The sequence below is a fragment of the Stenotrophomonas sp. ZAC14D1_NAIMI4_1 genome (genome assembly GCF_003086775.1).
Classification (GTDB): Bacteria; Pseudomonadota; Gammaproteobacteria; order Xanthomonadales; family Xanthomonadaceae; genus Stenotrophomonas.
In genome coordinates, this window is sequence record NZ_CP026001.1 from 754,710 (window position 1) to 780,262 (window position 25,553).

Annotated in this window: 17 protein-coding genes; 16 read left to right on the forward strand and 1 reads right to left on the reverse strand. The window is 69.7% G+C overall.

Features of this window, described 5'->3' with window-relative positions; genetic code table 11:
- The first annotated feature begins 124 nt into the window (after positions 1-124).
- The 16 genes from C1927_RS03370 (at position 125) to pncB (ending at position 24,996) form a co-directional block, all read left to right on the forward strand.
- A complete protein-coding gene (locus tag C1927_RS03370; RefSeq protein ID WP_108745941.1) occupies positions 125-8,524 on the forward strand; it encodes an ESPR-type extended signal peptide-containing protein in 8,400 nt (2,799 codons plus the stop codon).
- 153 nt (positions 8,525-8,677) lie between these two features.
- Positions 8,678-10,531, forward strand: a complete 1,854-nt coding sequence (locus C1927_RS03375; protein ID WP_079220582.1) for a S8 family peptidase — start codon at positions 8,678-8,680, stop codon at positions 10,529-10,531.
- A gap of 148 nt (positions 10,532-10,679) precedes the next feature.
- Positions 10,680-12,401 (forward strand): type II secretion system ATPase GspE, encoded by a 1,722-nt coding sequence (gspE, locus tag C1927_RS03380; RefSeq protein WP_079220583.1) that lies wholly within the window; start codon positions 10,680-10,682, stop codon positions 12,399-12,401.
- 24 nt (positions 12,402-12,425) lie between these two features.
- Positions 12,426-13,646: a type II secretion system F family protein gene (locus C1927_RS03385; protein WP_079220584.1), complete on the forward strand. Its 1,221-nt coding sequence runs from the start codon at positions 12,426-12,428 to the stop codon at positions 13,644-13,646.
- Positions 13,647-13,695: 49 nt separating this feature from the next.
- Complete coding sequence (gene gspG / locus C1927_RS03390) at positions 13,696-14,139, forward strand: type II secretion system major pseudopilin GspG (protein ID WP_108745942.1); 444 nt, start codon at positions 13,696-13,698, stop codon at positions 14,137-14,139.
- 6 nt (positions 14,140-14,145) lie between these two features.
- Entirely contained in the window at positions 14,146-14,640 is a 495-nt protein-coding gene (locus C1927_RS03395) for a GspH/FimT family pseudopilin (protein WP_108745943.1), read from the forward strand.
- Positions 14,637-15,056: a prepilin-type N-terminal cleavage/methylation domain-containing protein gene (locus C1927_RS03400; protein ID WP_079220587.1), complete on the forward strand. Its 420-nt coding sequence runs from the start codon at positions 14,637-14,639 to the stop codon at positions 15,054-15,056. Before C1927_RS03395 ends, C1927_RS03400 begins: the two co-directional genes overlap by 4 nt.
- On the forward strand, positions 15,053-15,685 hold the full coding sequence (locus C1927_RS03405) for a type II secretion system protein J (RefSeq protein WP_108745944.1): 633 nt from the start codon (positions 15,053-15,055) through the stop codon (positions 15,683-15,685). Before C1927_RS03400 ends, C1927_RS03405 begins: the two co-directional genes overlap by 4 nt.
- Entirely contained in the window at positions 15,682-16,545 is an 864-nt protein-coding gene (locus tag C1927_RS03410) for a type II secretion system protein GspK (RefSeq protein WP_079220589.1), read from the forward strand. The genes C1927_RS03405 and C1927_RS03410 overlap by 4 nt, the downstream gene beginning before the upstream one ends.
- Complete coding sequence (locus C1927_RS03415) at positions 16,542-17,705, forward strand: PilN domain-containing protein (protein WP_079220590.1); 1,164 nt, start codon at positions 16,542-16,544, stop codon at positions 17,703-17,705. The genes C1927_RS03410 and C1927_RS03415 overlap by 4 nt, the downstream gene beginning before the upstream one ends.
- Positions 17,680-18,396, forward strand: coding sequence for a type II secretion system protein GspM (gene gspM / locus C1927_RS03420; protein WP_079220591.1), 717 nt, complete (start codon positions 17,680-17,682; stop codon positions 18,394-18,396). Before C1927_RS03415 ends, gspM begins: the two co-directional genes overlap by 26 nt.
- Positions 18,386-19,168, forward strand: a complete 783-nt coding sequence (locus tag C1927_RS03425; RefSeq protein WP_079220592.1) for a general secretion pathway protein GspN — start codon at positions 18,386-18,388, stop codon at positions 19,166-19,168. The genes gspM and C1927_RS03425 overlap by 11 nt, the downstream gene beginning before the upstream one ends.
- Positions 19,169-19,177: 9 nt before the next feature.
- A complete protein-coding gene (gene gspD, locus C1927_RS03430) occupies positions 19,178-21,388 on the forward strand; it encodes a type II secretion system secretin GspD (protein WP_079220593.1) in 2,211 nt (736 codons plus the stop codon).
- A gap of 636 nt (positions 21,389-22,024) precedes the next feature.
- Complete coding sequence (locus C1927_RS03435; RefSeq protein WP_079220594.1) at positions 22,025-22,879, forward strand: glycosyltransferase; 855 nt, start codon at positions 22,025-22,027, stop codon at positions 22,877-22,879.
- The gene (locus C1927_RS03440; RefSeq protein WP_079220595.1) at positions 22,876-23,715 is read left to right on the forward strand and encodes a glycosyltransferase family 2 protein; all 840 of its coding nucleotides are present in this window, start codon (positions 22,876-22,878) and stop codon (positions 23,713-23,715) included. The genes C1927_RS03435 and C1927_RS03440 overlap by 4 nt, the downstream gene beginning before the upstream one ends.
- Before the next feature lie 90 nt (positions 23,716-23,805).
- Positions 23,806-24,996 carry a nicotinate phosphoribosyltransferase gene (gene pncB, locus C1927_RS03445; protein ID WP_079220596.1) on the forward strand — a complete coding sequence of 397 codons (1,191 nt, stop codon included), beginning with the start codon at positions 23,806-23,808 and terminating at the stop codon, positions 24,994-24,996.
- Positions 24,997-25,029: 33 nt separating this feature from the next.
- Here pncB and C1927_RS03450 read toward each other — a convergent pair whose 3' ends face one another.
- Positions 25,030-25,395 (reverse strand): type 1 fimbrial protein, encoded by a 366-nt coding sequence (locus C1927_RS03450; RefSeq protein ID WP_079220597.1) that lies wholly within the window; start codon positions 25,393-25,395, stop codon positions 25,030-25,032.
- Positions 25,396-25,553: the final 158 nt, after the last annotated feature.

Genomic DNA, 25,553 nt, shown 5'->3' on the forward strand with positions numbered 1-25,553 from the left:
CGCGGCGTTCGGCAATACCCGCAGTAAATCACGCGAATAACGCCCCCAGGGGACGTTGGACCAGAAGGTCCGGCGCTGGCGTTGCTTTGCCCAAAACCAGTCCAAAAAATCAGGAGCCGTACCGATGAATCGGATTTATCGCAAGGTCTGGAACAAAGCGTTGGGTCAGTTGGTGGTGGCCTCGGAACTGGCCTCTTCCGACACGCGCGGCGGGGTCGTCGACCAGCGTCGCGATGCCGGCCACGTACGGCCGGTGACGCTTGCCGCGGCCCTTGCCCTGGCCATGGGACTGGGAGGCTCAGGCCTCGCCGCCGCGCAGTCGGTGGAAGTGGGTGGCAACGCCAACTGCGTGACCCTCAGCAGCAGCCTGATCGACCAGTGCGTGGTTGACGGCAGCGCCAATGCCAGCGGCCGCAACGCCGTGGCCGTGGGCACCGGCAGCACCGCCAGCGCCGCCAACAGCGTCGCGCTGGGCGCCGGCTCCAACGCCAACCGCGCCAACACGGTGTCGGTCGGCGCAACGGGCAACGAACGACAGATCACCAACGTCGCCGCAGGCACGGCGGCCACCGATGCGGTCAACCGCGCCCAGCTCGACGCCCAGGCGCAGGCCACCCAGGCCGCGCTGGCCGCCGCCGCCGCGCAAGGCAGCCGCTACTTCAAGGCTGACGGCGCCGGTGATGACAGCGATGCGGCGCAGATCGATGGCGAAGGCGCACTGGCCGCCGGCGCTTCGGCAACCGCCGATGGCGACGACACCACGGCGCTGGGCCACAACGCGCAGGCGACCGCTGACAGCGCCACCGCCGTTGGCGCGCAGGCGCAGGCCTCGGGCAGTGGCAGCACCAGCGTCGGCGCAGGCAGCACCGCCAGCGGCACCGCGTCGGCCAGCTTCGGCGTCGGTGCCGAAGCCAGCGGCGGTTACAGCACCGCACTGGGCGGCCTGTCCAACGCTTCGGCCTTCAACGCAACGGCGGTCGGCAATGCGGCCAACGCCACCGGCTCCAACAGCGTGGCCGTCGGCGGCGATGCCGAAGCCAGCGGCGCGTACAGCACCGCCACCGGCCAGGGCAGCCTGGCCACCGGCACCAACTCGGTCGCCGTGGGTGGCGCACTGTTCGGCCTGCTGCCGACCGAAGCGTCGGGCGACTATTCCACTGCGGTGGGTGGTGGCGCCTGGGCACCGGGCACCAATGCCACCGCATTGGGCAACGCCGCAGAAGCTCAGGGCGCCAACAGCGTGGCACTGGGTGCCGATTCGATTGCCGAGCGTGACAACAGCGTCTCCGTCGGTGGCGCTGGCAACACCCGCCAGATCACCAACGTCGCTGCCGGTACCGAAGGCACCGACGCGGTGAACAAGGACCAGCTGGACGAGGTCGCTGCGACCGCAGAAAACACCCGCAAATACTTCCAGGCCAGCGGCAGCGAGGACAGCGATGCCGGCGCCCTGGCAGAAGGCGACAGCGCGCTGGCGGCCGGTGAAGCGGCCAATGCCATCGGCGATGGCGCCACCGCGCTCGGCGGCGGTGCGACCGCCATCGCGGCGCAGGCGACCGCACTCGGCTACAACAGCCTGGCCACCGGCGAGAATGCTTCGGCCGTCGGCACCAACGCGCAGGCCAGCGGCAGCGACAGCGCCGCACTGGGCAGCGGTGCGGTGGCCAGTGAAACCAGCACCACCGCCACCGGCGCCGGCGCACAGGCAACCGCGGTCTACAGCACCGCCAACGGTGCCGAAGCCGTCGCCAGTGGCGCACAGTCGTTGTCCAGCGGCTTCCGCGCAGCGGCCTCGGCCGACGGTGCAACCGCCGTCGGCGGTTACAGCGAAGCCAGTGGCCGGCTGGGTTCGGCACTGGGCTACGGCACCGTCGCCAGCGGCGCCAACAGCACTGCCGCCGGCGTGTTCGCCACCGCGACCGGTGCCGGTGCGGTCGCCGTGGGTGAAGCCAGCGAAGCGACCGGCGACGAAAGCGTCGCCATCGGCGGCAGCACCTACTTCGGCTTGATCACCTCGCGCGCCAGCGGCTACGGTGCATCGGCCTATGGTGCCGGCGCATGGGCCACCGAAGACTATGCAACGGCCATCGGCTGGAACGCCTGGGCCGATGGCGCGCAGTCCACCGCGCTCGGCGCCAGTGCCACCGCCAATGGCAGCAACAGCGTCGCCCTCGGTGCGGCCTCGCAGGCCGACCGCGACAACACCGTGGCCGTCGGCAGCGACGGCAACGAACGCCAGGTGACCCATGTCGCCGCAGGTACCGAAGACACCGACGCGGTGAATGTCGGCCAGCTGAAGGACGTGGCTGCGGTGGCCGACACCACCGCCAAGCGCTTCCAGGCCACCGGCAGCAGCAACAGCGATGCCGGTGCACTGGCCGACGGCGATGACGCACTGGCCGCCGGTGAGGCCGCCAATGCCATCGGCAACGGCACCACCGCAGTCGGTGCCGGCGCGACCGCCGTCGCCCAGAACGCCACCGCGGTGGGCAACAACGCGCTGGCCAGCGGCCAGAACAGCGCCGCCTTCGGCAACAACGCACAGGCCGCCGGCCCGGGCAGCGTGGCCGTGGGTGGTGCCGCCGTCGATGAAGCAGGCAACCCGCTGATCACCAGCGGTGGCGTGCCGGTGGAAACCGGTGCGACCAGTGCCGGTGTCGGTGGTACCGCCGTCGGCGCCAGTGCCGAAGCCAGTGGCTTCGCGGCATCTTCGTATGGCGTCGGTGCCTATGCGGCCGGCGCACAGTCCTCCGCGTTCGGTGCAGTGGCCAACGCGGTCGGTGATTACTCCACCGCCGTGGGCACGCAGAGCAACGCCACCGGCACCAGCAGCGTGGCCGTCGGTGGCCCGGCCGACCTGATCCCCGGCCTGGGCTTCTTCGTGCAGACCCAGGCCAGCGGCGAAGCCGCCACCGCCGTCGGTGCCGGTGCCATCGCCAGCGGCGATTACGCCGTCGCCAACGGCAGCCTGACCGAAGCCTCCGGTGCCGAGTCGGTGGCCGTGGGCTACTTCGCCTATGCGCCCGGCGAGAACGCCAGTGCGCTGGGTGCACAGACCTGGGCCAGCGGCGCGCAGAGCACCGCCGTGGGCTACTACGCCACCGCGCGGGGCGCCAACAGCGTCGCCCTCGGTGCCAACTCCGAAGCGGTGCGCGACAACAGCGTGGCCGTCGGCAGCGACGGCAACGAACGGCAGGTCACCCACGTGGCCGCCGGTACCGAAGACACCGATGCGGTGAACAAGGGCCAGCTCGATGCGGTGGCCAGCACGGCAGACACCACCGCGCGCTTCTTCCAGGCGCAGGGCGAGGAGGGCAGCGATGCCGGTGCCTACGCCGAAGGCGAAGGTGCGGTGGCGGCCGGTTCGGCCAGCAATGCGATCGGCGCAGGCGCGCTCGCACAGGGCGCGGGCGCGGGTGCCATCGGCGCCGATACCGTCGCCCTGGGCCGCAACACCTTCGCCAATGGCGACGGTGCGGTTGCCATCGGTGGCCTCGGCCAGGCCTACGACGAGTACAACCAGCCGCTGCTGGATGACGAAGGCAATCCGGTGCTGGTCGGCACCACCGCCTCGGCCGGCTCCACTGCCGTGGGCAATGCCGCGCTGGCCACCGGCGCCAGCAGCAGCGCGTTCGGCACGGCGGCGCAGGCCACCGGCGACAACAGCTTCGCTGCTGGCGGCAAGTCGCGCGCCAACGGCAGCTATGCCGTCGCCATCGGCGACAGCGCCTTCGCCAAGGCCGACGACAGCACCGCCGTCGGCGGTTACAGCACCGCCAGCGAAGAAGGTGCCACCGCCTTCGGTGCCGGCGCGTGGGCCACCGGCACCAACGCGTCGGCCTTCGGCCCGGCGGCCTGGGCCAGTGCGAATGGCGCGACCTCCATCGGCTACAACAGCTGGGCCAATGGCGTCAGCTCCACCGCGGTCGGCCGCGGCGCCTTCAGCTATGGCGATTACAGCCTGGCACTGGGCTTCCAGGCACTGGGCAACAGCATCAACAGCATCGCGGTGGGCACCAATACCGTGGCCGATGGCGAAAGCGCCATCGCCATCGGTGCCGGCAGCACCGCCAACGGCAACAATGCCGTGGCCCTCGGCGCAGGCTCGGTGGCTGACCGCGACCGCAGCGTGTCGGTCGGCAGCGCCGGCAGCGAACGCCAGATCACCAACGTCGCCGCCGGCACCCAGGCCACCGATGCGGTGAACAAGGCCCAGCTGGATGCCGTGGCCGCCAGCGCAGGCACCGGCAACAAGTTCTTCCAGGCCAGCGGCAGCGACGACAGCGATGCCGGCGCCTACGTGGAAGGCGACAACGCACTGGCCGCCGGTGAGGCCGCCAACGCCATCGGTGACGGCGCCATCGCACTGGGCAGCGGCGCCAACGCCATCGGCACCAACGCACAGGCGATCGGCTTCAATGCCCTGGCCAGTGCCGACAACGCCAGCGCCATCGGCGCCAACGCGCAGGCCACCGGCGAGTACGCCACCGCGCAGGGTGCGGAAAGCGAAGCCAGCGGCGAGCAGAGTGCCGCCTTCGGTGCAGCAGCCGTGTCCAGTGGCGCCGGCAGCACCGCCACGGGCGTGCTGTCCGAAGCCAGCGGCGAGGAAGCCGTGGCGGTGGGTTACTTCAGCAGCGCCAGCGGCGAAGCGGCCACCGCGGTGGGCAGCGAGACCGTGGCCAGTGGCACGGCCTCGGCGGCGTTCGGCATCGGTGCCGAAGCCACCGGCGGCTACAGCACCGCCATCGGCGGCTATGCCAGCGCATCGGCGTTCAACGCCACGGCCTTCGGCAACTTCGCCAACGCCTCCGGTTCCAACAGCGTGGCCCTGGGCGGCGATTCGGAAGCGTCCGGTGCCTACGCCACGGCCACCGGCCAGGGCAGCCTGGCCACCGGCGTGAACAGCGTGGCCATCGGCGGTTCGCTGTTCGGCCTGCTCGCTACCGAAGCGTCGGGTGATTACTCCACCGCAGTGGGTGGCGGTGCCTGGGCGCGGGGCACCAACGCCACGGCGCTGGGCAACGCGGCCGAAGCACAGGGTGCCAACAGCGTGGCCCTGGGTGCCGACTCGATTGCAGACCGTGACAACACGGTCTCCGTCGGCGGCGCTGGCAATACCCGCCAGATCACCAACGTCGCCGCCGGCACCGAAGGCACCGATGCGGTGAACAAGGACCAGCTGGATGCAGTCGCCGCCACCGCGGAGAACACCAGCAAGTACTTCCAGGCCAGCGGCAGCGACGACAGCGACGCCGGCGCCTACGTGGAAGGTGACAACGCACTGGCTGCCGGTGAGGCCGCCAACGCCATCGGCGACGGTGCCACCGCGCTCGGCAGTGGTGCCACGGCGGTGGCCGCCAATGCCACTGCGGTCGGCTTCAACAGCCTGGCCACCGGCGGCAACGCTGCGGCGATCGGCAACAACGCCCAGGCCACTGGCGAAGACAGCGCTGCCCTGGGCAGCGGTGCCGTCGCCAGCGAAACCAGCAGCACCGCCACCGGTGCCGGCGCACAGGCCACGGCGGTCTACAGCACGGCCAACGGCGCCGAAGCCAACGCCAGCGGCGCGCAGTCGCTGGCCAGCGGCTTCCGTGCGGCGGCCTCGGCCGATGGCACGACCGCAGTGGGCGGCTACAGCGAAGCCAGCGGCCGCCTCGGCTCGGCCCTGGGGTATGGCACCCTGGCCAGTGGCGCCAACAGCACCGCTGCCGGCGTGTTCGCCACCGCCAGCGGTGCCAGTTCGGTGGCCATGGGCGATTCCAGCGAAGCCACCGGCGATGAAAGCGTGGCCATCGGCGGCAGCACCTTCTTCGGCCTGATCCCGGCGCGTGCCAGCGGTTACGGCGCGGCGGCCTTCGGTGCCGGCGCGTGGGCGACCGACGACTACGCCACCGCCATCGGCTGGAACTCCTGGGCCGGCGCCGTGCAGTCCACCGCGCTCGGTGCGGGTGCCACCGCCAACGGCATCAACAGTGTTGCGCTGGGTGCTGCTTCCCAGGCCGACCGTGACAACACCGTGGCCGTCGGCAGCGAGGGCGGCGAACGCCAGGTGACCCATGTGGCAGCGGGTACCGAAGGCACCGACGCGGTGAACAAGAACCAGCTGGATGCCGTTGCCGCCACCGCCGAGACCACCAGCAGGTACTTCCAGGCCAGCGGCAGCGCCGACAGCGATGCCGGTGCCTACGTGGAAGGCGACAACGCACTGGCTGCGGGTGAAGCATCCAACGCCATCGGCAACGGCGCCTCCGCGCTGGGCAGCGGCGCCACCGCCCTGGCTGAAAATGCCACGGCCGTCGGCTTCAACAGCCTGGCCACCGGCGTCAATGCCGCGGCCGTCGGCAACGCGGCGCAGGCCACCGGCGAGAACAGTGCCGCGTATGGCAGCGCTGCGGTCGCCAGCGAGATCGGCAGCACCGCCACCGGCAACGCCGCGCAGGCCACGGGCGTCTACAGCACGGCCAACGGTGCCGAAGCCATCGCCAGCGGCGCACAGTCGCTGGCCAGCGGCTTCCGCGCCTCGGCCAGCGCCGATGGCACCACCGCTGTCGGTGGTTACAGCGAAGCCAGCGGCCGCCTTGGCACCGCACTGGGCTACGGCTCGGCCGCCACCGGCGCCAACACCACGGCGGTGGGCTTCGGTGCTACTGCGGCCGGTGCCAACGCGGTGGCGCTGGGCCAGTCCAGCGACGCCAGCGGTGATGAAAGCGTGGCCATCGGCGGCAGCACCTTCTCCGGTCTGATCACGGCGCGTGCCAGCGGCACCGGCGCGGCGGCCTTCGGTGCCGGTGCCTGGGCAACCAGCGATTACGCCAGCGCCATCGGCTGGAACGCCTGGGCCAGCGCTGCCGATGCGACTGCGCTGGGTGCCAACAGCACCGCCAGTGCAGCCAACAGCGTCGCCCTTGGTACCGGCTCGCAGGCCGACCGCGCCAACACGGTGTCGGTGGGCAACACGGCCGCGCAGCGGCAGATCACCAACGTGGCTGCCGGTACGGAAACCACCGATGCGGTGAACAAGGGCCAGCTTGATGCCGTGGCCGCCACCGCCGATGCGGTCGGCCAGCGCTTCAAGGCCAACGGCAGCGGCGTGGCTACCGCCAGCGGTACCGATGCGGTGGCCGTGGGCTCCAACGCCACCGCCAGCGGCAACCGCAGCAATGCGGTGGGCAGCAGCGCCAGGGCCGTCGGCAACGCATCGCTGGCGCTGGGTGCCGGCAGTGCGGTCACCGGCAACAACTCGGTGGCCCTGGGTGCCGGCGCGCGTGCGGTGGACGCCAACGTGGTCTCGGTCGGTGGCGGCAACGGCACCGATGGTCCGGCCACCCGCCGCATCGTCAACGTGGCCGATGGCCGCATTGCCGCCGGCAGCAGCGATGCCGTCACCGGTTCGCAGCTCAACGTCACCAACCAGCGCGTGGGTGCGGTCGAGACCCGCGTGGGTGATTTCGATTCGCGCATCTCCACCGTCGAAAGCAGCACCGCCAACGCCATCGGCTACGACGATGCCAGCCACGACCGCCTGACCCTGTCCGGCATCGACGGTACGGTCATCGACAACGTCGGCGCCGGCAGCATCGCCTCGGGCAGCCACCAGGCCATCAACGGCGGCCAGCTGTTCCAGTCGCTCAGCGATGCCGCCAGCATCCTCGGCGGCGGCGCCAGCGTCGGCATGCAGGGGGTGTTCATCGCGCCGAACTACGTCATCCAGGGCAGCACCTACAACAACGTCGGCGATGCGCTGGGCGCACTGGACCGCAAGGTGACCGAGCTTGACCAGCGCACTGCCGGTGGCACCAGCCGTACCGCCACGGCCAGCCTGCGCAGCGCCAGCGTGCAGGCCACTACCGCCCAGGTGGCCACGGTGGCCGAGGCCGATGCAGTGGCCTCGCGGTCCAACGTGGTGGCCAAGCCCAGCGTGGAGGGTGCTACTGCCGCGCAGCCGGCCGTCGGTGCCAACGCCGTCGCCATGGGCGAGGGTGCCGTGGCCAGCGGGGCGTCGTCCACGGCCATCGGCCAGGGCGCGTCTGCCACCGCTGCCAATGCCGTCGCGCTGGGCCAGGGTTCGGTCGCCGATCGCGCCAACACGGTCTCGGTGGGCAGCGAAGGCAACGAACGCCAGGTGACCAACGTGGCAGCCGGTACCGCCGCCACCGACGCGGTCAACAAGGGCCAGCTGGACCGCGGCATCACCACCGCCAACAGCTACACCGACAGCCGCGTGCAGGCAGTCGCCGACAGCTTCGACGTGTTCAAGGGCGAAGTGGACGGGCGCCTGCGCAACATGGACCGCCGCATCGACCGCCAGGGCGCGATGAGCGCGGCCATGCTCAACATGGCCACCAGTGCCGCCGGCATCCGCACCCAGAACCGGGTCGGCGTCGGCATCGGTTTCCAGGGCGGCGAATCGGCGATGTCGCTGGGCTACCAGCGTGCCATCAGCGATCGCGCCACGGTCACCCTCGGCGGTGCGTTCAGCAGTGATGACGCCTCGGTCGGCGTCGGTGCCGGCTTCGGTTGGTAAGGCAACACCGCGCCGGCGGCCATGCTGCCGGCGCTGCTTCTGCAACAGGGCCTGAGGGGAGGTCTCGGCAAACCCGGCTCGGCCAGCCGGGAACCGTCAAGGATTGATGGCCGCAGTGTTGGATCCAACCATGACCCAGAAGAGGAATGTGACGTGATCAATAAGCAGAACCTTCGCATCAACGTGCTTGCTGCCGCCATGCTGTCGATGACCGCCGCAGGCGCGGTCCACGCCGCTGGCCTGCCGACCCGCGAGCCGGTGCGCCAGGCCAGCACCACCGAAGCGGGCGCCGAGCGCATCATCGTGAAGTATCGCGCCGGTACCGCTGCTGCCAGCGACCGCTCGGCCAAGCTGTCCACGGTGCAGTCCGCACTCACCCGCGCCAGCCTGTCCGGTGGCACCAGCCGTGCAAGCACGTTGGGCCCGCAGGTGGTGCGCAAGCTCGGCATCGGTGCCGACGTGATCCGCCTGAAGGGCCGCCTGGCCCCGGCCGAACTGCAGCGCGTGCTGAAGGAACTCAAGGCCGACCCGTCGGTCCAGTACGCCGAAGCCGACGTCAAGCTGCGCCGCACCGAACTGCGCGCGGGCGACGTGAAGCCGGCCCTGGTGCCGAACGATCCGCTCTACGCGCAGTACCAGTGGCACCTGAGCAACCCCACCGGCGGCATCAACGCACCGTCGGCCTGGGACGTTTCGCAGGGCGAGGGCGTGGTCGTCGCCGTGCTCGACACCGGCATCCTGCCGCAGCATCCGGACCTGGTCGGCAACCTGCTGGAAGGCTACGACTTCATCAGCGACGCCGAGACCTCGCGCCGTGCCACCGACGACCGCGTGCCGGGCGCGCAGGACTACGGTGACTGGGTGGAGAACGCCAACGAGTGCTACAACGGCTCGCAGCCGGAAGACAGCTCCTGGCACGGTACCCACGTGGCCGGCACTGTCGCCGAGCAGACCAACAACGGCGTCGGCATGGCCGGTGTCGCACACAAGGCCAAGGTCCTGCCGGTGCGCGTGCTCGGCAAGTGCGGTGGCTACCTCTCCGACATCACCGATGCGATCACCTGGGCGTCGGGTGGCACCGTCGCCGGCATTCCGGCCAATACCAACCCGGCTGAAATCATCAACATGAGCCTGGGTGGCAGTGGTGCGTGCGCAGGCGCCTACCAGGATGCGATCAGCGGCGCGATCTCGCGTGGCACGACCGTGGTGGTGGCCGCCGGCAACGAAACCGACAATGCCGCCAACTACCGCCCGGCCAGCTGCGAAGGCGTGGTGACCGTGGGTGCGACCCGCATCACCGGTGGCATCACCTACTACTCCAACTACGGCACGCGCGTGGATCTGTCCGGCCCGGGCGGCGGTGGCAGCGTGGACGGCAACCCGGGTGGCTTCATCTGGCAGTCCGGTTCGAATGCGGCCACCACGCCGGATTCCGGCACCTACAGCTACATGGGCATGGGCGGTACTTCGATGGCATCGCCGCACGTGGCCGGTGTTGCCGCCCTGGTGCAGAGTGCGCTCATCGCCAACGGCAAGGATCCGCTGGCCCCGGCGGCCCTGCGTGCGCTGCTGAAGGAAACCGCGCGTCCGTTCCCGGTCACCATCCCGGCCTCCACGCCGATCGGCACCGGCATCGTCGACGCCAAGGCCGCGCTGGCCAAGGCCCTGGCCGAGCCGTGCACCGAGAACTGCGAGCCTGAAGGCATCCCGCTGACCAACAAGGTCGCCCTCAGCGGCGTGGCCGGCGCCACCGGCAGCGAGACGGTCTATACCTTCGAAGCCGTCGCCGGCAAGCAGCTGAGCGTGCTGACCTACGGTGGCACCGGCAACGTGTCGGTGTACGTGGCGCAGGGCCGCGTGCCGACCGCCACCGACAACGATGCCAAGTCCAGCCGCCCGGGCAACACCGAGACCGTGCGTGTTGCCAAGCCGGTGGCAGGCACCTACTACGTGAAGGTGGTGGGCGAAGCGGCCTTCAGCGGCGTGACCATCCTGGCCACCCAGTAAGGGCCACGCTTGCACGGAATGTCGTAAGTGAATTGGCGACGCCCGTTACCGGAAGGTGACGGGCGTCGTCTTTCATGGTCCTGCGCGCACAAGGCAGCGGAAGTCCGGGCTGAACTGCTAAAGTCGGGAGGATCGACAGGAGAGTCATGTGAACGCGCTCGCTGCCACTGCCATCGACGACGCCGAAGGCCGCATCCTCGATGCGCTGCTGGCGCGCGGGCGCCTCAAGGAAGGGGACCTGGCCCGCGCACGGCCGCTGCACGCCGAAGCCGGTGGCAGCCTGCTGGGCCTGCTGGTGCGGCTGGGGCTGGTCTCCGAGCGTGACCAGGCGCAGGCCAGTGCCGATGTCCTGGGCCTGCCGCTGCTGGAAGGCAAACAGCTGCCCGAAGCACCGCCGCAGTCGCTGGCCGAAGGCCTGCCGTTGTCGCTGCGTTTCCTGAAGCAGTTCCACGTGTGCCCGCTGGCGCTGGATGAACACGGCGTACGCCTGTGGCTGGCCGATGCCCACGATGCCTATCCGCAGCAGGCCGTGCAGCTGGCGCTGGGCGTACCGGTCAGCCCGGTGCTGGGCATGCGCGCGGAGATCGACGACCTGGTCGAGCGCTGGTTCGGCCAGGGCCGCAGCGCGATGGGTGCGATCGTGGAAACCGCAGATGGCGAAGGCGGCGCGGTCGATGACATCGAACACCTGCGCGACCTCGCTTCCGAAGCCCCGGTCATCCGCCTGGTCAACCTGGTCATCCAGCGTGCGGTGGAACTGCGCGCCTCGGACATCCACGTCGAACCGTTTGAAAGCCGGCTGAAGGTGCGCTACCGCGTCGATGGCGTGCTGGTGGAAGGCGAAAGCCCGCCGGCCAACCTCACCGCCGCGGTCATCAGCCGCATCAAGATCATGGCCCGGCTCAACATCGCCGAGCGCCGCCTGCCGCAGGACGGCCGCATCATGCTGCGCGTGCAGGGCAAGGAACTGGACCTGCGCGTGAGCACCGTGCCGACCGCGCACGGCGAAAGCGTGGTGATGCGACTGCTCGATCGCGAGACCGTGGTGTTCGATTTCCACCGGCTCGGCTTCACCGATGCGTTCCTGCCGCAGTTCCGCAAGGTGCTCGAGCAGCCGCACGGCATCCTGCTGGTCACCGGCCCGACCGGCTCGGGCAAGACCACCACGCTGTACACCGCGCTGAGCCAGCTCAACACCGCCGACGTCAAGATCATCACGGTCGAGGATCCGGTCGAGTACCAGATCGAAGGCATCAACCAGATCCAGGCCAAACCGCAGATCGGCCTGGATTTCGCCAACGCGCTGCGCAGCATCGTCCGCCAGGACCCGGACATCATCATGATCGGCGAAATGCGCGATCTGGAAACCGCGCGCATCGCCATCCAGTCGGCGCTGACCGGCCACCTGGTGCTGTCCACGCTGCACACCAACAACGCAGCCGGCGGCATCACCCGCCTGCTCGACATGGGCGTGGAGGATTACCTGCTCACGTCCACCATCAACGGCATCCTCGCCCAGCGCCTGGTGCGCCGGCTGGAACCCACCCACGCCGAGCGCTACGAAGCCTCGCCGGAGGAGATCGAACGATTCGAACTGCGCCGCCTGCAGCCGCAGGGGCCGATCCACCTGTTCCGCCCGAAGCCCTCGGCACTGGCACCGACCGGTTACCTGGGCCGCACCACCATCATGGAATTCCTGGTGATGAACGACGCGCTGCGGCGCGCGGTGATGCGGCGCGACGGCATGGGCGAGATCGAACGCATCGCCCGCGAGGCCGGCATGCGCACCATGTACGAAGACGGCCTGTCCAAGGCCCTGAGCGGGCAGACGACCATCGAGGAAGTCCTGCGCGTGACCGAGGAGGGTTGATGCGCGCGGGAGATCGACGCTGACATGCCCACGTACCGCTACAAGGCACTGAACCCGCACGGTGAAGTCTTCGACGGGCAGATGGAAGCGGCCAGCGAGGCCGAGCTGATCGCACGCCTGCAGGACCAGGGCCATCTGCCGATGGAAACGCGCCTGGCCGAAGGCGGCGCGGCAGGGGGCAGCAGCCTAGCCAGCCTGTTCCGCCCGCGGCCCCTGCAGGGCGCGGCGCTGCTGCAGTTCACCCAGCAGCTGTCGACCCTGCTCGGTGCCGGCCAGCCGCTGGACCGCGCTTTGTCGATCCTGCTCGGCCTGCCCGAGGACGAACGTTCGCGGCGCGCGATCACCGACATACGCGACGTGGTGCGCGGCGGTGCGCCGCTGTCGACGGCGCTGGAGCGCCAGCACGGCCTGTTCTCGCGCCTGTACGTGAACATGGTGCGCGCCGGCGAGGCCGGAGGCAGCCTGCACGAAACCCTGCAGCGCCTGGCCGATTACCTCGAACGCAGCCGCGCGCTGCAGGGCAAGGTCATCAACGCACTGGTCTACCCGGCCATCCTGCTGGTGGTGGTCGGTGGCGCCCTGCTGTTCCTGCTCGGCTACGTGGTGCCGCAGTTCGCGCAGATGTACGAAAGCCTGGACGTGGCCCTGCCGTGGTTCACCAACGCGGTGCTGCAGCTGGGCCTGTTCGTGCGCGACTGGTGGATCCTGCTGCTGGTGGTGCCGGGCGTGTTCACCCTGCTGCTGGAACGGCAGCTGCGGCAACCGGCGTTCCGCCTGGCGCTGGATGGTTGGCTGCTGCAGCGGCGCGGCATCGGCCGCCTGCTGGGCGAACTGGAAACCGCACGCCTGGCCCGAACCCTGGGCACGCTGCTGCGCAACGGCGTACCGCTGCTGGGCGCACTGGGCATCGCCCGCAACGTGCTGGGCAACCGCGCGCTGGCCGCCGATCTGGACACCGCTGCCGACGAAGTGAAGAACGGTGCCGGCCTGTCGCTGGCACTGTCGCGCGGCAAGCGCTTCCCGCGCCTGGCCCTGCAGATGATCCAGGTCGGCGAGGAATCCGGCGCCCTCGATACCATGCTGCTCAAGGCCGCCGACACGTTTGAACAGGACAGCGCCCGCCGCATCGACCGCCTGCTGGCGGCGATGGTGCCGGCCATCACCCTGGTGCTGGCATCGGTGGTCGGCGCGGTCATCGTCGCCGTGCTGGTGCCGCTGTACGACCTCACCAACGCCATCGGCTGACGATGGCCTTCCCTGCAACCCCGACTCACCGCAACTGAAAGGACCGACCATGCTTGCTTCCCGTCGACCGATCCGCATGTCCTTCGCCAGCGCACGCCACCAGAGCGGCATGAGCCTGCTGGAAATCATCATCGTCATCGTGCTGATCGGTGCGGTGCTGACCCTGGTCGCCAGCCGCGTGCTCGGCGGCGCCGACCGCGGCAAGGCGAACATCGCCAAGGCCCAGGTGCAGACCGTGGCCTCGAAGATCGACAACTACCAGATCGACACCGGCAAGCTGCCCGGTTCGCTCAATGACCTGGTGACCGCACCGGCCGGCGTCGGTGGCTGGCTGGGCCCGTATGCCAAGGCCGCCGATCTCAACGATCCGTGGGGCCATGCGCTGGAATACCGCGCGCCGGGCGAAGGCCAGGCCTACGACCTGGTGAGCCTGGGCAAGGACGGCAAGACCGGCGGCAGCAGCGTCGATGCTGACATCCGTTACGAGCCGTAAACCCGCATGAGGCTGTCCCTGCCGCGCCGGCTGCCCAGCCCGCGCCTGCACGGCAGGCGCGCCACCGGCATGTCGCTGCTGGAGATGCTGCTGGTGATCGCGCTTATCGCGGCCATCGGCCTGATCACGGCCGCCGGCCTGTCGCGTGGCTTTGCCGGCATGCAGCTGCGCAGCGCCGGCAAGGACATCGCCAACCAGCTGCGCATGGTGCGTGCGCAGGCGATCGCACGCGGTGAGCCGCAGCGCTTCGTGATCGAGCCGGCCGAGCATCGCTGGCAGGGTGCCAACCAGCGCCAGGGCACGGTGCCCGAACCGGTGCAGGTGGTGTTTGAAGGCGCCGCGCAGCTCAGCGATGCGCCGGGGCAGGGCGTGATCGAGTTCCATCCCGATGGCGGCTCCAGTGGCGGCCGCATCCGCCTGCAGCGCGGTGCCGCCGAATGGCGCATCGATGTCGGCTGGCTGACCGGCGAGGTCCGTTCCGGTCCATGGCGGGCGCAATGAAACAGTCGGTGCGTGGCTTCACCCTGCTCGAAGTGATCGTGGCCTTCGCCCTGCTGGGCCTGGCCCTGACCCTGCTGCTGGGCAGCCTGTCCGGCGGCGCGCGCCAGGTGCGTGAGGCCGAGCTGCGCACCCGCGCGGTACTGCACGCGCAGTCGCTGCTGGCCAGCGCCGGTGTCGACGCGCCGCTGCAGGCCGGCAGCCAGAGCGGTGAGTGGGAACAGGGCCGTTACCACTGGCAGCTGCAGGTGCAGCCCTGGAGCGAGCCGCGTGCCGGCGATGTCGCGCCGACGCAGTCGCCGGGTGCGCCGTGGCTGGCCGAACTGCAGCTGCAGGTGCGCTGGGGGGATGGCGAACGCGAGCGACTGCAGTGGCGCACCCTGCGCCTGTTGCCGCCGGACCTGGAGAGCGCACGATGAAGCGTCGCGCCGCCGGTTTCACCCTGGTCGAAGTGATGCTGGCCACCGTGCTGCTGGCCGGTGGCCTCGCATTGGCGTTCGCCAGCGTGCGCGCGGCGATGGCGGTCAGCCAGCGTGGCGAACAGATCGCCGCCGACAGCGAGCGCATGCGCGCGGTGCAGGCGCTGCTGCGGCGGCAGCTGGGCGGTGCAATGCGCAGCCCGATCGAGGTACCCGATCCCACCCGCGAACCGGTGTATTTCCAGGGCGATGGCGAAGGCATGCAGTTCGTCGCTGATCTGCCCGGCTATCTCGGCCGCGGTGGCCCGTACCTGCATACCCTGCAGGTGGACGGCGCCCCCGGGCAGCGCCGGCTGCTGCTGGACATGGTGCTGCTGCAGGAAGGCGAACGCCTGCCGGAAACCCCGCCGCGCCCGCCCGAAGTGCTCGCCGACGGCTTGAAGGACGTGACGCTGCGCTACCGCGGCGTTGATCCTGCCAACGGGCAGATGAGCGACTGGCTGCCGCGCTGGGACGACACCCGGCGGCTGCCGCTGCTGGTGGAAGTGCAGGTCGTGCCGCAGCGTGGCGCGGCGTGGCCGCCGCTGGTGGTCGCACCGCGCGCCGGCGGCCAGGGAGGCGCGCGATGAACGCACGGCGCGGGGCCGCCCTGGTGCTGGTGCTGTGGCTGATCGCGCTGATGACCGCGCTGGTCGGTGCCTTCGCGCTGACCGCACGCGTGGAGCACCTGCAGCAGCGGGTGCTCGACGATGATGCGCGCGGCCAGGAACGCGCCCGTGCCGGCATGGAGTACGCGCTGCTGCGCCTGCGCCCGGACCCGCAGCGGCCGGCCTGGCAGGCGGACGGGCGTACCTACCGCTGGCAGTACGATGATGTGCCCGTCGAGATCCGGGTGGTGGACGAGAACGGCAAGATCAACCTGAACCTGGCCGACGCGACGCTGCTGGATGCGTTCCTGCAGGCGATGGGCGAATCGCCCGAGCAGGCCCGGCAGCTGGCCGGCGCCATCATCGACTGGCGCGACGAAGACAGCCTGCTGCAGCCGGGCGGCGGTGCCGAGGCACCCGATTACGCCGCTGCGGGCCTGCCGTACGGCCCGCGCAACAGGCGTTTCGAGACCCTGGGTGAACTGCAGCGCGTGCTCGGCATGCGTGCGTCGCTGTACTCGGCGATGCTGCCGTACCTGACGCTCTACAGCCGGCAGGCGCGTCCCGATCCGCGCGTCGCAGGTGCACCGGTGTTGACCGCGTTGGGCCTGGATGCCGAACAGGTGTTGGCGCAGCGCGCCCAGCTGGAGCGTGACGAAGGTTCCGGAGCGATGCCGTCAATGCTTGCCAGCGGCAGCGGCACCTATAGTATCGAGTCCCGTGCCATCGACGGCAGCGGTCGCTTGTCGGTTCTGCAGGCGGTGGTACGCAATGGATCGGGCGGTGTGCCCGGACGAACCTACACGGTGCTTCGCTGGGAGCAGGGAATGGCAGCAAGATGACAGCATGGCAGGACAGCCTGCGGCAGGTACAGGGGCGGATCGGCCCAGGTGCGGGCCGTTTCCTGCGCTGGTGGCGGCAGTCCCTGCTGGCCTGGGTGCCGGCGCGTTGGCAGTGGGCGCTGGGCTGGTCGCAGACCCGCCTGCTGCTGCAGCGGCAGGGTGACCTGCTGCAGGTCTGGCGCGAAGCCGGGCAGGGCCTGGAGCCGGTGGCGAGCCTGCCATGGCCGACCCAGCCGGCCGATCTGGACCGGGTACTGGACGCGCGCCTGCGCCGCCTGCCGCGGGTCTGGCTGCTGGCCGACGCGCAGGTCCTGCGCCGCAACCTGCGCCTGCCCATGGCCGCTGGCGACCGCCTGCGCGCGGTGGTCGGCTACGAGATCGACCGGCAGACGCCGTTCGAATCCAGCCAGGTCAGCTATGACGTACGCGAACGCGGCAGTGCCGGCGAAGGCCTGCTGCAGGTTGAACTGGTGGCCTGGCCGCTGCGCCAGCTCGATGCCTGGCGCGGCCAGGTAGGTGCCTGGGCCGATGCGCTCTCCGGTGTCGACGCCCTCGACGCGCAGGGCCAGCCGCTGCAGGTCAACCTGCTGCCGCAGGCCCAGCGCCAGCCACGGCATGACCCGACACGGCGCTGGAACCTGCTGCTCGGCCTGGCCGCGCTGGTGATGCTGGTGCTGGCCGCCACCCAGGTGCTGGACAACCGCCGCGAGGCGGCCGACGCGCTGCGCGCTGAAGTAGAGCGCAGCGCCCGCAGTGCGCGTGGCGTGGCCAGCGAACGCAGCGAGCTGCAGGCGCTGCTGGACGGTGCCGCGTTCCTCGAAAAACAGCGTGCCCAGCGCGCCAGCACGGTGGAGCTGTGGAACGAACTGACCCAGCGCCTGCCCAATGGCACCTACCTGGAAAAACTGGCCATCGAAAACAACAACCTGCAGCTGATAGGCCTCAGCAGCGAAGCCTCGCAGCTGGTGCAGCTGCTGCAGGATGCGCCGCAGTGGCGCAAGGTCAACCTGACGGGCGTGCTGCAGGCCGATGGTGCCGGCAGTGGCCGTGACCGCTTCACCCTGACCGCCGAACTGCAGCCGTTGCCGGTGGCCACGCCCGCCGCGCCCGCCGCCCCAGCCAGGGAGGCGGCCGATGCCGATGCCAAACCCGCGCCGTGACCGCTGGCTGGCGCTGGCACTGCTTGTAGCGGTGCTGGGCCTGGCCTACCTGCTGCTGGTGCACCCGTGGTTCACCCAGCCGCTGCTGGCCGTCAATGCCGACGTGGCTGCACTGCGCGAGCGCCAGCAGCGGGTGCAGGCACAGCTGCAGCAGGAGCCGCAGATCGAACAGCGCCTGCAGCAGACCCGCGAGGCCCTGCAGCAGCGCCCCGGGTTCCTGCGCGAAGCGACCGCCGAAGCGGCCGCCGCGGCCCTCGGCGCGCGCGTGCAGGACGCGGTGGCCAACGCCAGCCCGGGCAACCGCAGCTGCACCATCAGCAACCGCACGCCGCTCACCGACAACCGCCGCGACGCCGAGTTCGTGCGCGTGGCCATGCAGGTGCGCCTGCGCTGTGGCGTGGCCGAACTGGCCACCGTGCTGCACAGCCTGGAAACGGGCAGCCCGCGCCTGTTCGTCGACAACCTCAACCTGATCGCGCAGCGCTTCCAGCAATCGGCGAATGAATCGGGCCTGGGCCTGGATGTGTCGTTCGAGCTGGCCGGCTACCTGCTGCCCGCGGCCAGTGGTGATGCCGCCGCGCCAGCGGCAGCGGCATCCGCGGCGCCGGCACCGACGCCGACGCCAGCTGCCGATGCCGGCGCTGCACCGGCCGAGCCGCCGGTGGAAGCGGAGGGCACCGATGAAACGTGACCCGATCACGCTGCGCACCGGTTTCCTGCTGGCCCTGGCCGGCTGGGCCGGCGCGATCTGGCTGGCCACCGGCTTCGGCCTGGGCAGCCGCCTGCCGGCCGCCGACAGCGATGCCGCCGCGCAGGCCGTACTGCCCGCCCTGCCGCCGATGGCGGCCGAGCGCATGTCCGCTGCCGACAGCTTCAGCGCCATCGGCGAACGCCCGCTGTTCGCCGAAGACCGTCGGCCCCGGCCCTATCTGCTGGGCGGCAGCGAACCGGCGGCCAGTGCTGCCTTGCGCCTGACCGGCGTGCTGCTCACCGACAGCTTCAGCATGGCGACCTTCACCACCGATCAGAATCGATCGCTGCGGCTGCGCCTGAACGGTGAAGCCGTGGATGGCTGGCAGCTGGTCGCGCTGGAACCACGCCAGGCCACGGTGATCGGCCCCAGTGGCAGCCAGGTGCTGGAACTGGCCACCTTCAACGGGCAGGGGGGCGAACCGCCGACCGTGCTGCGTGGCGCCAATGGTGCGGTCCCGCCGGCCGGTGTCGTGCCGCCGCCTCCACCGCCCCCCGCCGCCGCTGCCGCATCCAATGCGCGGCCCGGCCCCGATGTCGCCAGCGCCGCCGCCGCCTCGGCAAACGCGCCTTCACCGGCCGCCCCCGCCAACAACGGCCCCAGCGAAGCGCAGATGCAGGCCATCCGCGAACGCATCCAGGCCCGTCGCCGTCAGCTGCAGCAACAGCAGCAACAACCGTCGCCGCCCCCGGGCGATGGCACCAACCGATAGAGTGAATGCATGAACCTGCGTTTTCTGCCCTGGTCCCTCGCCCTGACGCTGCTGGTTGGCTGCGCCACCGTGTCCGGCCCGCATGTCCATCGCAGTGCCACCACGCCGCCGCCGGAGGCCGGTGCCGCCTCCGCCGATCCGCAGGTGGTCGAAGGTGACGCCGCCGCCGGCACACCGCAGGCGGTGATCCGCCGTGGCAGCGGCACGATGATCAACCGCGAGGCGGCGCGTGCGCCGTCACCGGCCCTGCACTCGGCCAGCGGCGGCAGCGCCACCTTCAACTTCGAAGGCGAGTCGGTGCACGCCGTGGTCAAGGCGATCCTCGGCGACATGCTCGGGCAGAACTACGTCATCGCCCCGGGCGTGCAGGGCACGGTCACCCTGGCCACGCCCAAGCCGGTGTCGCCGGCACAGGCCTTGAACCTGCTGGAAATGGTGCTGGGCTGGAACAACGCCCGCATGGTCTACAGCGGTGGCCGCTACAACATCGTCGCCGCCGACCAGGCGCTGGCCGGTACCGTCGCACCCAGCACCGCGCCGGCCTCCAGCGCCCGCGGCTTCGAAGTGCGGGTGGTGCCGCTGCAGTTCATTTCCGCCAGCGAGATGAAGAAGGTGCTGGAGCCGTATGCGCGGCCGAACGCCATCGTCAACGTCGACACCGGCCGCAACGTCATCACCCTCGGTGGCACCCGCGCCGAGCTGGAAAACTACCTGCACACCGTCGAGATCTTCGACGTCGACTGGCTGTCGGGCATGTCGGTGGGCGTGTTCCCGATCCAGTCGGGCAAGGCCGAGCAGGTCGCCAGCGATCTGGAGAAGGTGTTCGGCGAAGACAGCAAGACCCCCAGCGCCGGCATGTTCCGCTTCCTGCCACTGGAAAACGCCAACGCCGTGCTGGTGATCACCCCGCAGGTGCGCTACCTGGACCAGATCCAGCAGTGGCTGGACCGCATCGACACCGCCGGTGGCAGCGCACGGCTGTTCTCCTACGAGCTGCGCTACATCAAGGCGCGTGACCTCGCCCAGCGCCTGGCCGAAGCCTTCGCCAGCAGCAACAGCCGCAACAACCGCGGCTCGGTGCCCGGGCTGGCCCCGGGCGCCATGCCGATGCAGCTGGACAGCCGTGGCGGCAACAGCAGCAACAGCGACATCGTCGATGTCGGCAGCAACAACGGTACGGGTACGTCCAACGCCAACGGCGGCATGACCAGCACGATGAACCTGCCGCAGCGCCAGGAAGGCAACATCAGCGTCAGCCTGGACGTGGAAGGCGACACCGTCGGTGTGTCGGCGGTGGAAGAAACCAATGCACTGCTGGTGCGCGCCACGCCGCAGGCCTGGCGCTCGATCCGCGAAGTGATCGAGAAGCTGGACGTGATGCCGCTGCAGGTGCACATCGAAGCGCAGGTGGCCGAAGTCGATCTGACCGGCGACCTGAAGTACGGCGTCAACTGGTTCTTTGAAAACGCCGTGCAGGGCCAGGATTTCAGCGGCTCCACCGGCGGCGCCACCCTGCCCAGCGCGCTGGGCCGCAACATCTGGGGCAGCTTCGCCGGCGCCATCACCGGCAGCGAGACCGGTTGGACGTTCCTCGGCAAGAACGCCGCGGCGGTGGTCAGTGCACTGGACAAGGTGACCAACCTGCGCCTGCTGCAGACCCCGTCCATCTTCGTGCGCAACAACGCCGAGGCGCAGTTGAATGTCGGCACCAAGATTCCGATCAACTCGGTGTCGGTCAACACCGGTATCAGCGACAGCACTTACAGCACGGTGCAGTATCTGGACACGGGTGTGATCCTCAAAGTGCGCCCGCGCATCACCCGCGATGGGGTGGTGTTCCTGGACATCGTGCAGGAGGTCAGCTCGGCCGGTGCCATCCCGACCGGTTGCGACCCGACCAAGACCACCTGCAACCCGCCGATCAACACCCGCAAGATTTCCACTGAGGCGGCGTTGCAGAGCGGCGACACGATCATGCTGGCCGGCCTGATCACCAATTCCGACGAGGAGGGTTCCAGCGGTGTGCCGGGCCTGAGCCGTCTGCCGATCGTCGGCGGTCTGTTCGGCAACAAGACTCGGTTGAACAAGCGTTCGGAAGTGATCGTGCTGCTGACCCCGACCATCGTCCGCAACGGGCAGGAAGCACGCACGCTGACCGACGAGTACAGCAACCGCTTCCGCGCGATGGAGCCGTTCCCCACCCGCGAGCGCAAGAAGTAGGGGTTTTTTGTGGCAGGGCTTGCAGCCCTGCACCTGCAGAGGCCAAAGCAAGATCAAGAGCGGCATTCCGTGGGGTGGCGGGGCGGTGTCGGATTGCGGGGACGCCGCAAGTACGTCCCTGTAGGCTTGGCCGCCGCATCCATGCGGCGGACACCCCGCAATCCGACACCGCCCCACCTTCGACAGTTGGCCGGCGGCTGATGGTGGGTGCCGACCGTTGGTCGGCACATCTGTCAGATATCGAATGAATTCATCCACGCATGGCGTGGATCTACTGGTAACGGCGGCTGTTGGTAGGTGTCGACCTTGGTCGACACGATTTTTCTGTCAGATATCGAATGAATTCATCCGTGCCGACCAACGGTCGGCACCCACCAACAGCAGCAGGTTCCAACAGCCGCAGGAAACTGTCGAAGGCGGGGTGGGTCCGGTTGAGGGGGTGTGAGCGGCATGGATGCCGCGACCAAGCCCCCATGGACGGGTTTACGGCGTCCCCCTCAACCGGACCCACCCCGCCATCCCACGGAATGCCAGCTTTTGATCTTGAGGTTGCCGGCCAGCGGCCGGCACTACCGCAGGTGCAGGGCGCAGCCCTGCCGGTGCTACGCTACCGCCACCGACAACCACGGAGGCGGGATGGGGGCGATCGTGTTGTTGCCGCTGGGCGTGGACGATGCCGCGCTCGACCGCTGCCTGGCCGCGCTTGATGCCGGCACCGCAGCGGGTACCGCCGTGTGGCTGGCCGATGACGCCCAGGCGGGGCCGCGCGCTCAGGCCGTGGTCGAGCATTGGCTGGCACAGACGCCGCTGCAGGCCGAATACACCCGCCGCGCGCGCCCGCTCGGCGAAGTCGCCCACCTCGATGAAATGCTGCGCGCCTGCGAGGGGCTGGACGTGGCCGTGCTGGCCCCGGACAGCGTGCCTGCGCCGGGCTGGCTGCAGCAGCTGCAGGCCGCCTTCGCCCGCGATGCCGCCATCGCCACCGCCACGCCCTGGTGCAACGCAGGTGAAACCGCCGCGTGGCCGCGGCTGGGCGAGATCAATCCGGAACCGGCCGATCCCGCGCTGCTGGCCCACACCTGTGCATCCCTGCCCAACCTGCACCCGGAACTGCCCTCGGCGGTGACCCATGCGGTGCTGGTGCGCGGCAACGCGCGCCGCCGTGCCGGTGGCCTCGACACCGACAGCTACCTTGGCTGGAACGCTGCGCTGGTCGATCTCAGCCTGCGCATGGCCGGGCTGGGCTGGCGCAACGTGCTGTGCGAGAACGCCTTCGTCAGCCGTGCCGGCGAGGCCGCGAGCCGCGAGGGCGACCTGGAGGCCCTGGCCGCGCGTTGGCCGGGCTGGATGCCGCGGCTGGCCGATTTCCTCATGCACGATCCGCTGCATGCGCTGCGCGATGACCTGCAGCAACGGTTGCGGCAGGCGATAATGCCGCGTGACCAGGGCGACCTGTTCGCCATGCCCACGCCGCCGGAGTCGCCTGCTTGAACCCTGCCATTGCCGCCATCGTCGTCACCTACCAGAGCGGCAGCACCATCGATGCCTGCCTGTCGCGGCTGCGCCAGGCGCAGGACGTCGCCCAGATCCGGGTGGTGGACAACGGTTCGCAGGATGACACGCTGGAAATCGTGCAGCGCCATGCCAGCCACGACCCGCGGGTACGCTTCATCGGCAACCCGGACAACCCCGGCTTTGCCGCCGCCAACAACCAGGGCGTGGCCGATTCCAGCAGCCCGTGGCTGGCATTCATCAATCCCGACCTGCTGGTGGAGGAGGACACCCTGGCGGCGCTGCGCGATCGCGCGCTGGTACTGGGGGATTGCCTGCTGGGCGTGGAGCAGGTGGACGAGCACGGCTTCGCCGACGAGGCCGTGCGCCGGCGCGATCCCGACTTCCTGGCCATGCTGCGTTCGCCTGGCCGCGGCGGGCGGCTGGCGATTCCGCGCGACCCGGCGCAGGCGCTGCAGCGGGTGCCGGCACTGTCCGGCGCGCTGCTGCTGATGTCGCGTGCGCTGTTCGACCGTATCGGTGGCTGGGATGCCGGCTACCGCCTGCACGCCGAAGACCTCGACCTGTGCCGCCGCGTACGCGATGCCGGCGGCGTGGTCGCCATCGCCAACGATCTGCGGGTGACCCACGTGCGTGGGGTATCCAGTCGCTCGCGGCCGTTCTTCGTCGAATGGCACAAGCACCGTGGGCTGTGGCGCTACTTCAGCAAGTTCGAGGCGAAGCAGCGCTCGGCGCCGGTGCGGGTGATGGTGTGGGGCGCGATCTGGGCCCATGCGCTGATGCTGGTGCCGAGGCTGCTGCGCAAGTCGCTCTGACGGCGGGGCAGGGCATCCACGCATGGCGTGGATCTACCCGCAGCCGAGCCCGGGAAACGCGATTCACCCGAACGGGCGCATAATTGGCCCATGGCCATCATCCAGTCCCTGCTCGACACCGACCTGTACAAGTTCACCATGATGCAGGCGGTGCTGCACCAGCACCCCGGCGCCCTGGTCCAGTACCGGTTCAAGTGCCGCACCCCCGGTATCGACCTGGCGAGCTACATCGACCAGATCAACGAAGAAATCGACCACCTGTGCAGCCTGCGCTTCACCAGCGAAGAGCTGGACTACATGCGTGGCCTGCGCTTCGTGAAGCCCGACTTCGCCGATTTCCTTGGCCTGTTCCACCTCGATCGCAAGTACATCCAGCTGCAGCCGTCCAAGACCGTGCCCGGCGAGATCGACCTGGACATCACCGGTCCGTGGCTGCACACGATCCTGTTCGAAGTGCCGCTGCTGGCGATCATCAATGAGGTCTGGTTCCGCAACACCACCACGGCTGATTTCGCCGAGGGCGAACGCCGCCTGCAGGCCAAAGCCGCGCTGCTGCGCGATACCCCCGGCTTCGAACAGTGCCGCATCGCTGATTACGGCAGCCGCCGCCGCTACTCGCGCGACTGGCATGCGCGCCTGCTGCCGCTGCTGCGCGATGCGCTCGGCCCGCAGCTGGTCGGCACCAGCAACGTGCACTTCGCCCGCCTGTACGGCATGACCCCGCACGGCACCATGGCTCACGAATACCTGCAGGCCTTCCAGGCCCTGGGCCCGCGCCTGCGGGATTCGCAGGTGGCGGCGCTGGAATCGTGGGCACGCGAGTACCGCGGCGACCTCGGCATCGCGCTGTCCGACGTGGTCGGCCTGGATGCGTTCCTGCGCGATTTCGATATGTACTTCTGCAAGCTGTTCGACGGCGTGCGCCACGATTCGGGCGACCCGTTCGACTGGGGCGACCGCATGCTCGCCCACTTCCAGCAGCGCCGCGTCGATCCGCGCAGCAAGGTGCTGGTCTTCAGCGATGGCCTGGACATCACCAAGGTGATGCGCCTTTACGACTACTTCCGCGGCCGCTGCCAGGTGGCGTTCGGCGTGGGTACGCACCTGACCAACGACCTGGGCCCGACCCCGCTCAACATCGTCATCAAGATGGTCCGCTGCAATGGCCAGCCTGTGGCCAAGCTCAGCGATTCGCCCGGCAAGAGCATGTGCGATGACCCCGGCTACCTCAGCTACCTGCGCCAGGTGTTCGAACTGCCGCCGGAAGTGCCCCAGGGCTGATCGCCCGGGGCCGGTTGCGCTGGGCGGCGACGCTCAGGGGTAGTCGACGCGCACCAGATAAGCCCCCTGCAGCGGCTGCTGCTTCGGGGCTTCCAGGCGGTAGCTTTCCGAAAACACCAGATCGCCCGCGCGCAGGCTGCGGGCAGCCACGGCCAGCTGCTGGCCCTGGCGCTTGCCGTCGCGCAGCACCGCGCCCTGGCCCTCCTCCATCGCCACCAATGCCACCGTCGCGCCCTTGGCCGACAGCGGGCAGCCTTCCAGGCGCAGCTGCTGCTGGTCCACGCGCGCCGAGCACCCCGGATCAACGATGCGACCGCTGAAGCGGATCGTGCCGCCGTCGGCATGTGCCAGCGAACTGACGCCCATCAGGGCCACGCAGAGCAGGATCGAGGTCTTCATGACGTTCTCTGGTTCGGTATGTGTCTGTTAACGACAGCCCGGAACAGTCTTTAAGGGTCAGAGTTTCGATCTGGAAGGCGCGTCACTGAGCAATAGTGATGCGCGTCAAACATTGCATTTTTGCCTTGAAAACAGCCTCCTCCTCGCGCTGTGACACG

What these genes read in the sequence shown, in the direction of transcription:
- C1927_RS03370 (WP_108745941.1), top strand. Translation starts at nt 125, where the DNA reads ATGAATCGGATTTATCGCAAGGTCTGGAACAAAGCGTTGGGTCAGTTG.
- C1927_RS03385 (WP_079220584.1), top strand. Translation starts at nt 12,426, where the DNA reads ATGCCCACGTACCGCTACAAGGCACTGAACCCGCACGGTGAAGTCTTC.
- gspG (WP_108745942.1), top strand. Translation starts at nt 13,696, where the DNA reads ATGCTTGCTTCCCGTCGACCGATCCGCATGTCCTTCGCCAGCGCACGC.
- C1927_RS03395 (WP_108745943.1), top strand. Translation starts at nt 14,146, where the DNA reads ATGAGGCTGTCCCTGCCGCGCCGGCTGCCCAGCCCGCGCCTGCACGGC.
- C1927_RS03400 (WP_079220587.1), top strand. Translation starts at nt 14,637, where the DNA reads ATGAAACAGTCGGTGCGTGGCTTCACCCTGCTCGAAGTGATCGTGGCC.
- C1927_RS03405 (WP_108745944.1), top strand. Translation starts at nt 15,053, where the DNA reads ATGAAGCGTCGCGCCGCCGGTTTCACCCTGGTCGAAGTGATGCTGGCC.
- C1927_RS03410 (WP_079220589.1), top strand. Translation starts at nt 15,682, where the DNA reads ATGAACGCACGGCGCGGGGCCGCCCTGGTGCTGGTGCTGTGGCTGATC.
- C1927_RS03415 (WP_079220590.1), top strand. Translation starts at nt 16,542, where the DNA reads ATGACAGCATGGCAGGACAGCCTGCGGCAGGTACAGGGGCGGATCGGC.
- gspM (WP_079220591.1), top strand. Translation starts at nt 17,680, where the DNA reads ATGCCGATGCCAAACCCGCGCCGTGACCGCTGGCTGGCGCTGGCACTG.
- C1927_RS03425 (WP_079220592.1), top strand. Translation starts at nt 18,386, where the DNA reads ATGAAACGTGACCCGATCACGCTGCGCACCGGTTTCCTGCTGGCCCTG.
- gspD (WP_079220593.1), top strand. Translation starts at nt 19,178, where the DNA reads ATGAACCTGCGTTTTCTGCCCTGGTCCCTCGCCCTGACGCTGCTGGTT.
- C1927_RS03435 (WP_079220594.1), top strand. Translation starts at nt 22,025, where the DNA reads ATGGGGGCGATCGTGTTGTTGCCGCTGGGCGTGGACGATGCCGCGCTC.
- pncB (WP_079220596.1), top strand. Translation starts at nt 23,806, where the DNA reads ATGGCCATCATCCAGTCCCTGCTCGACACCGACCTGTACAAGTTCACC.
- C1927_RS03450 (WP_079220597.1), bottom strand. Translation starts at nt 25,395, where the DNA reads ATGAAGACCTCGATCCTGCTCTGCGTGGCCCTGATGGGCGTCAGTTCG.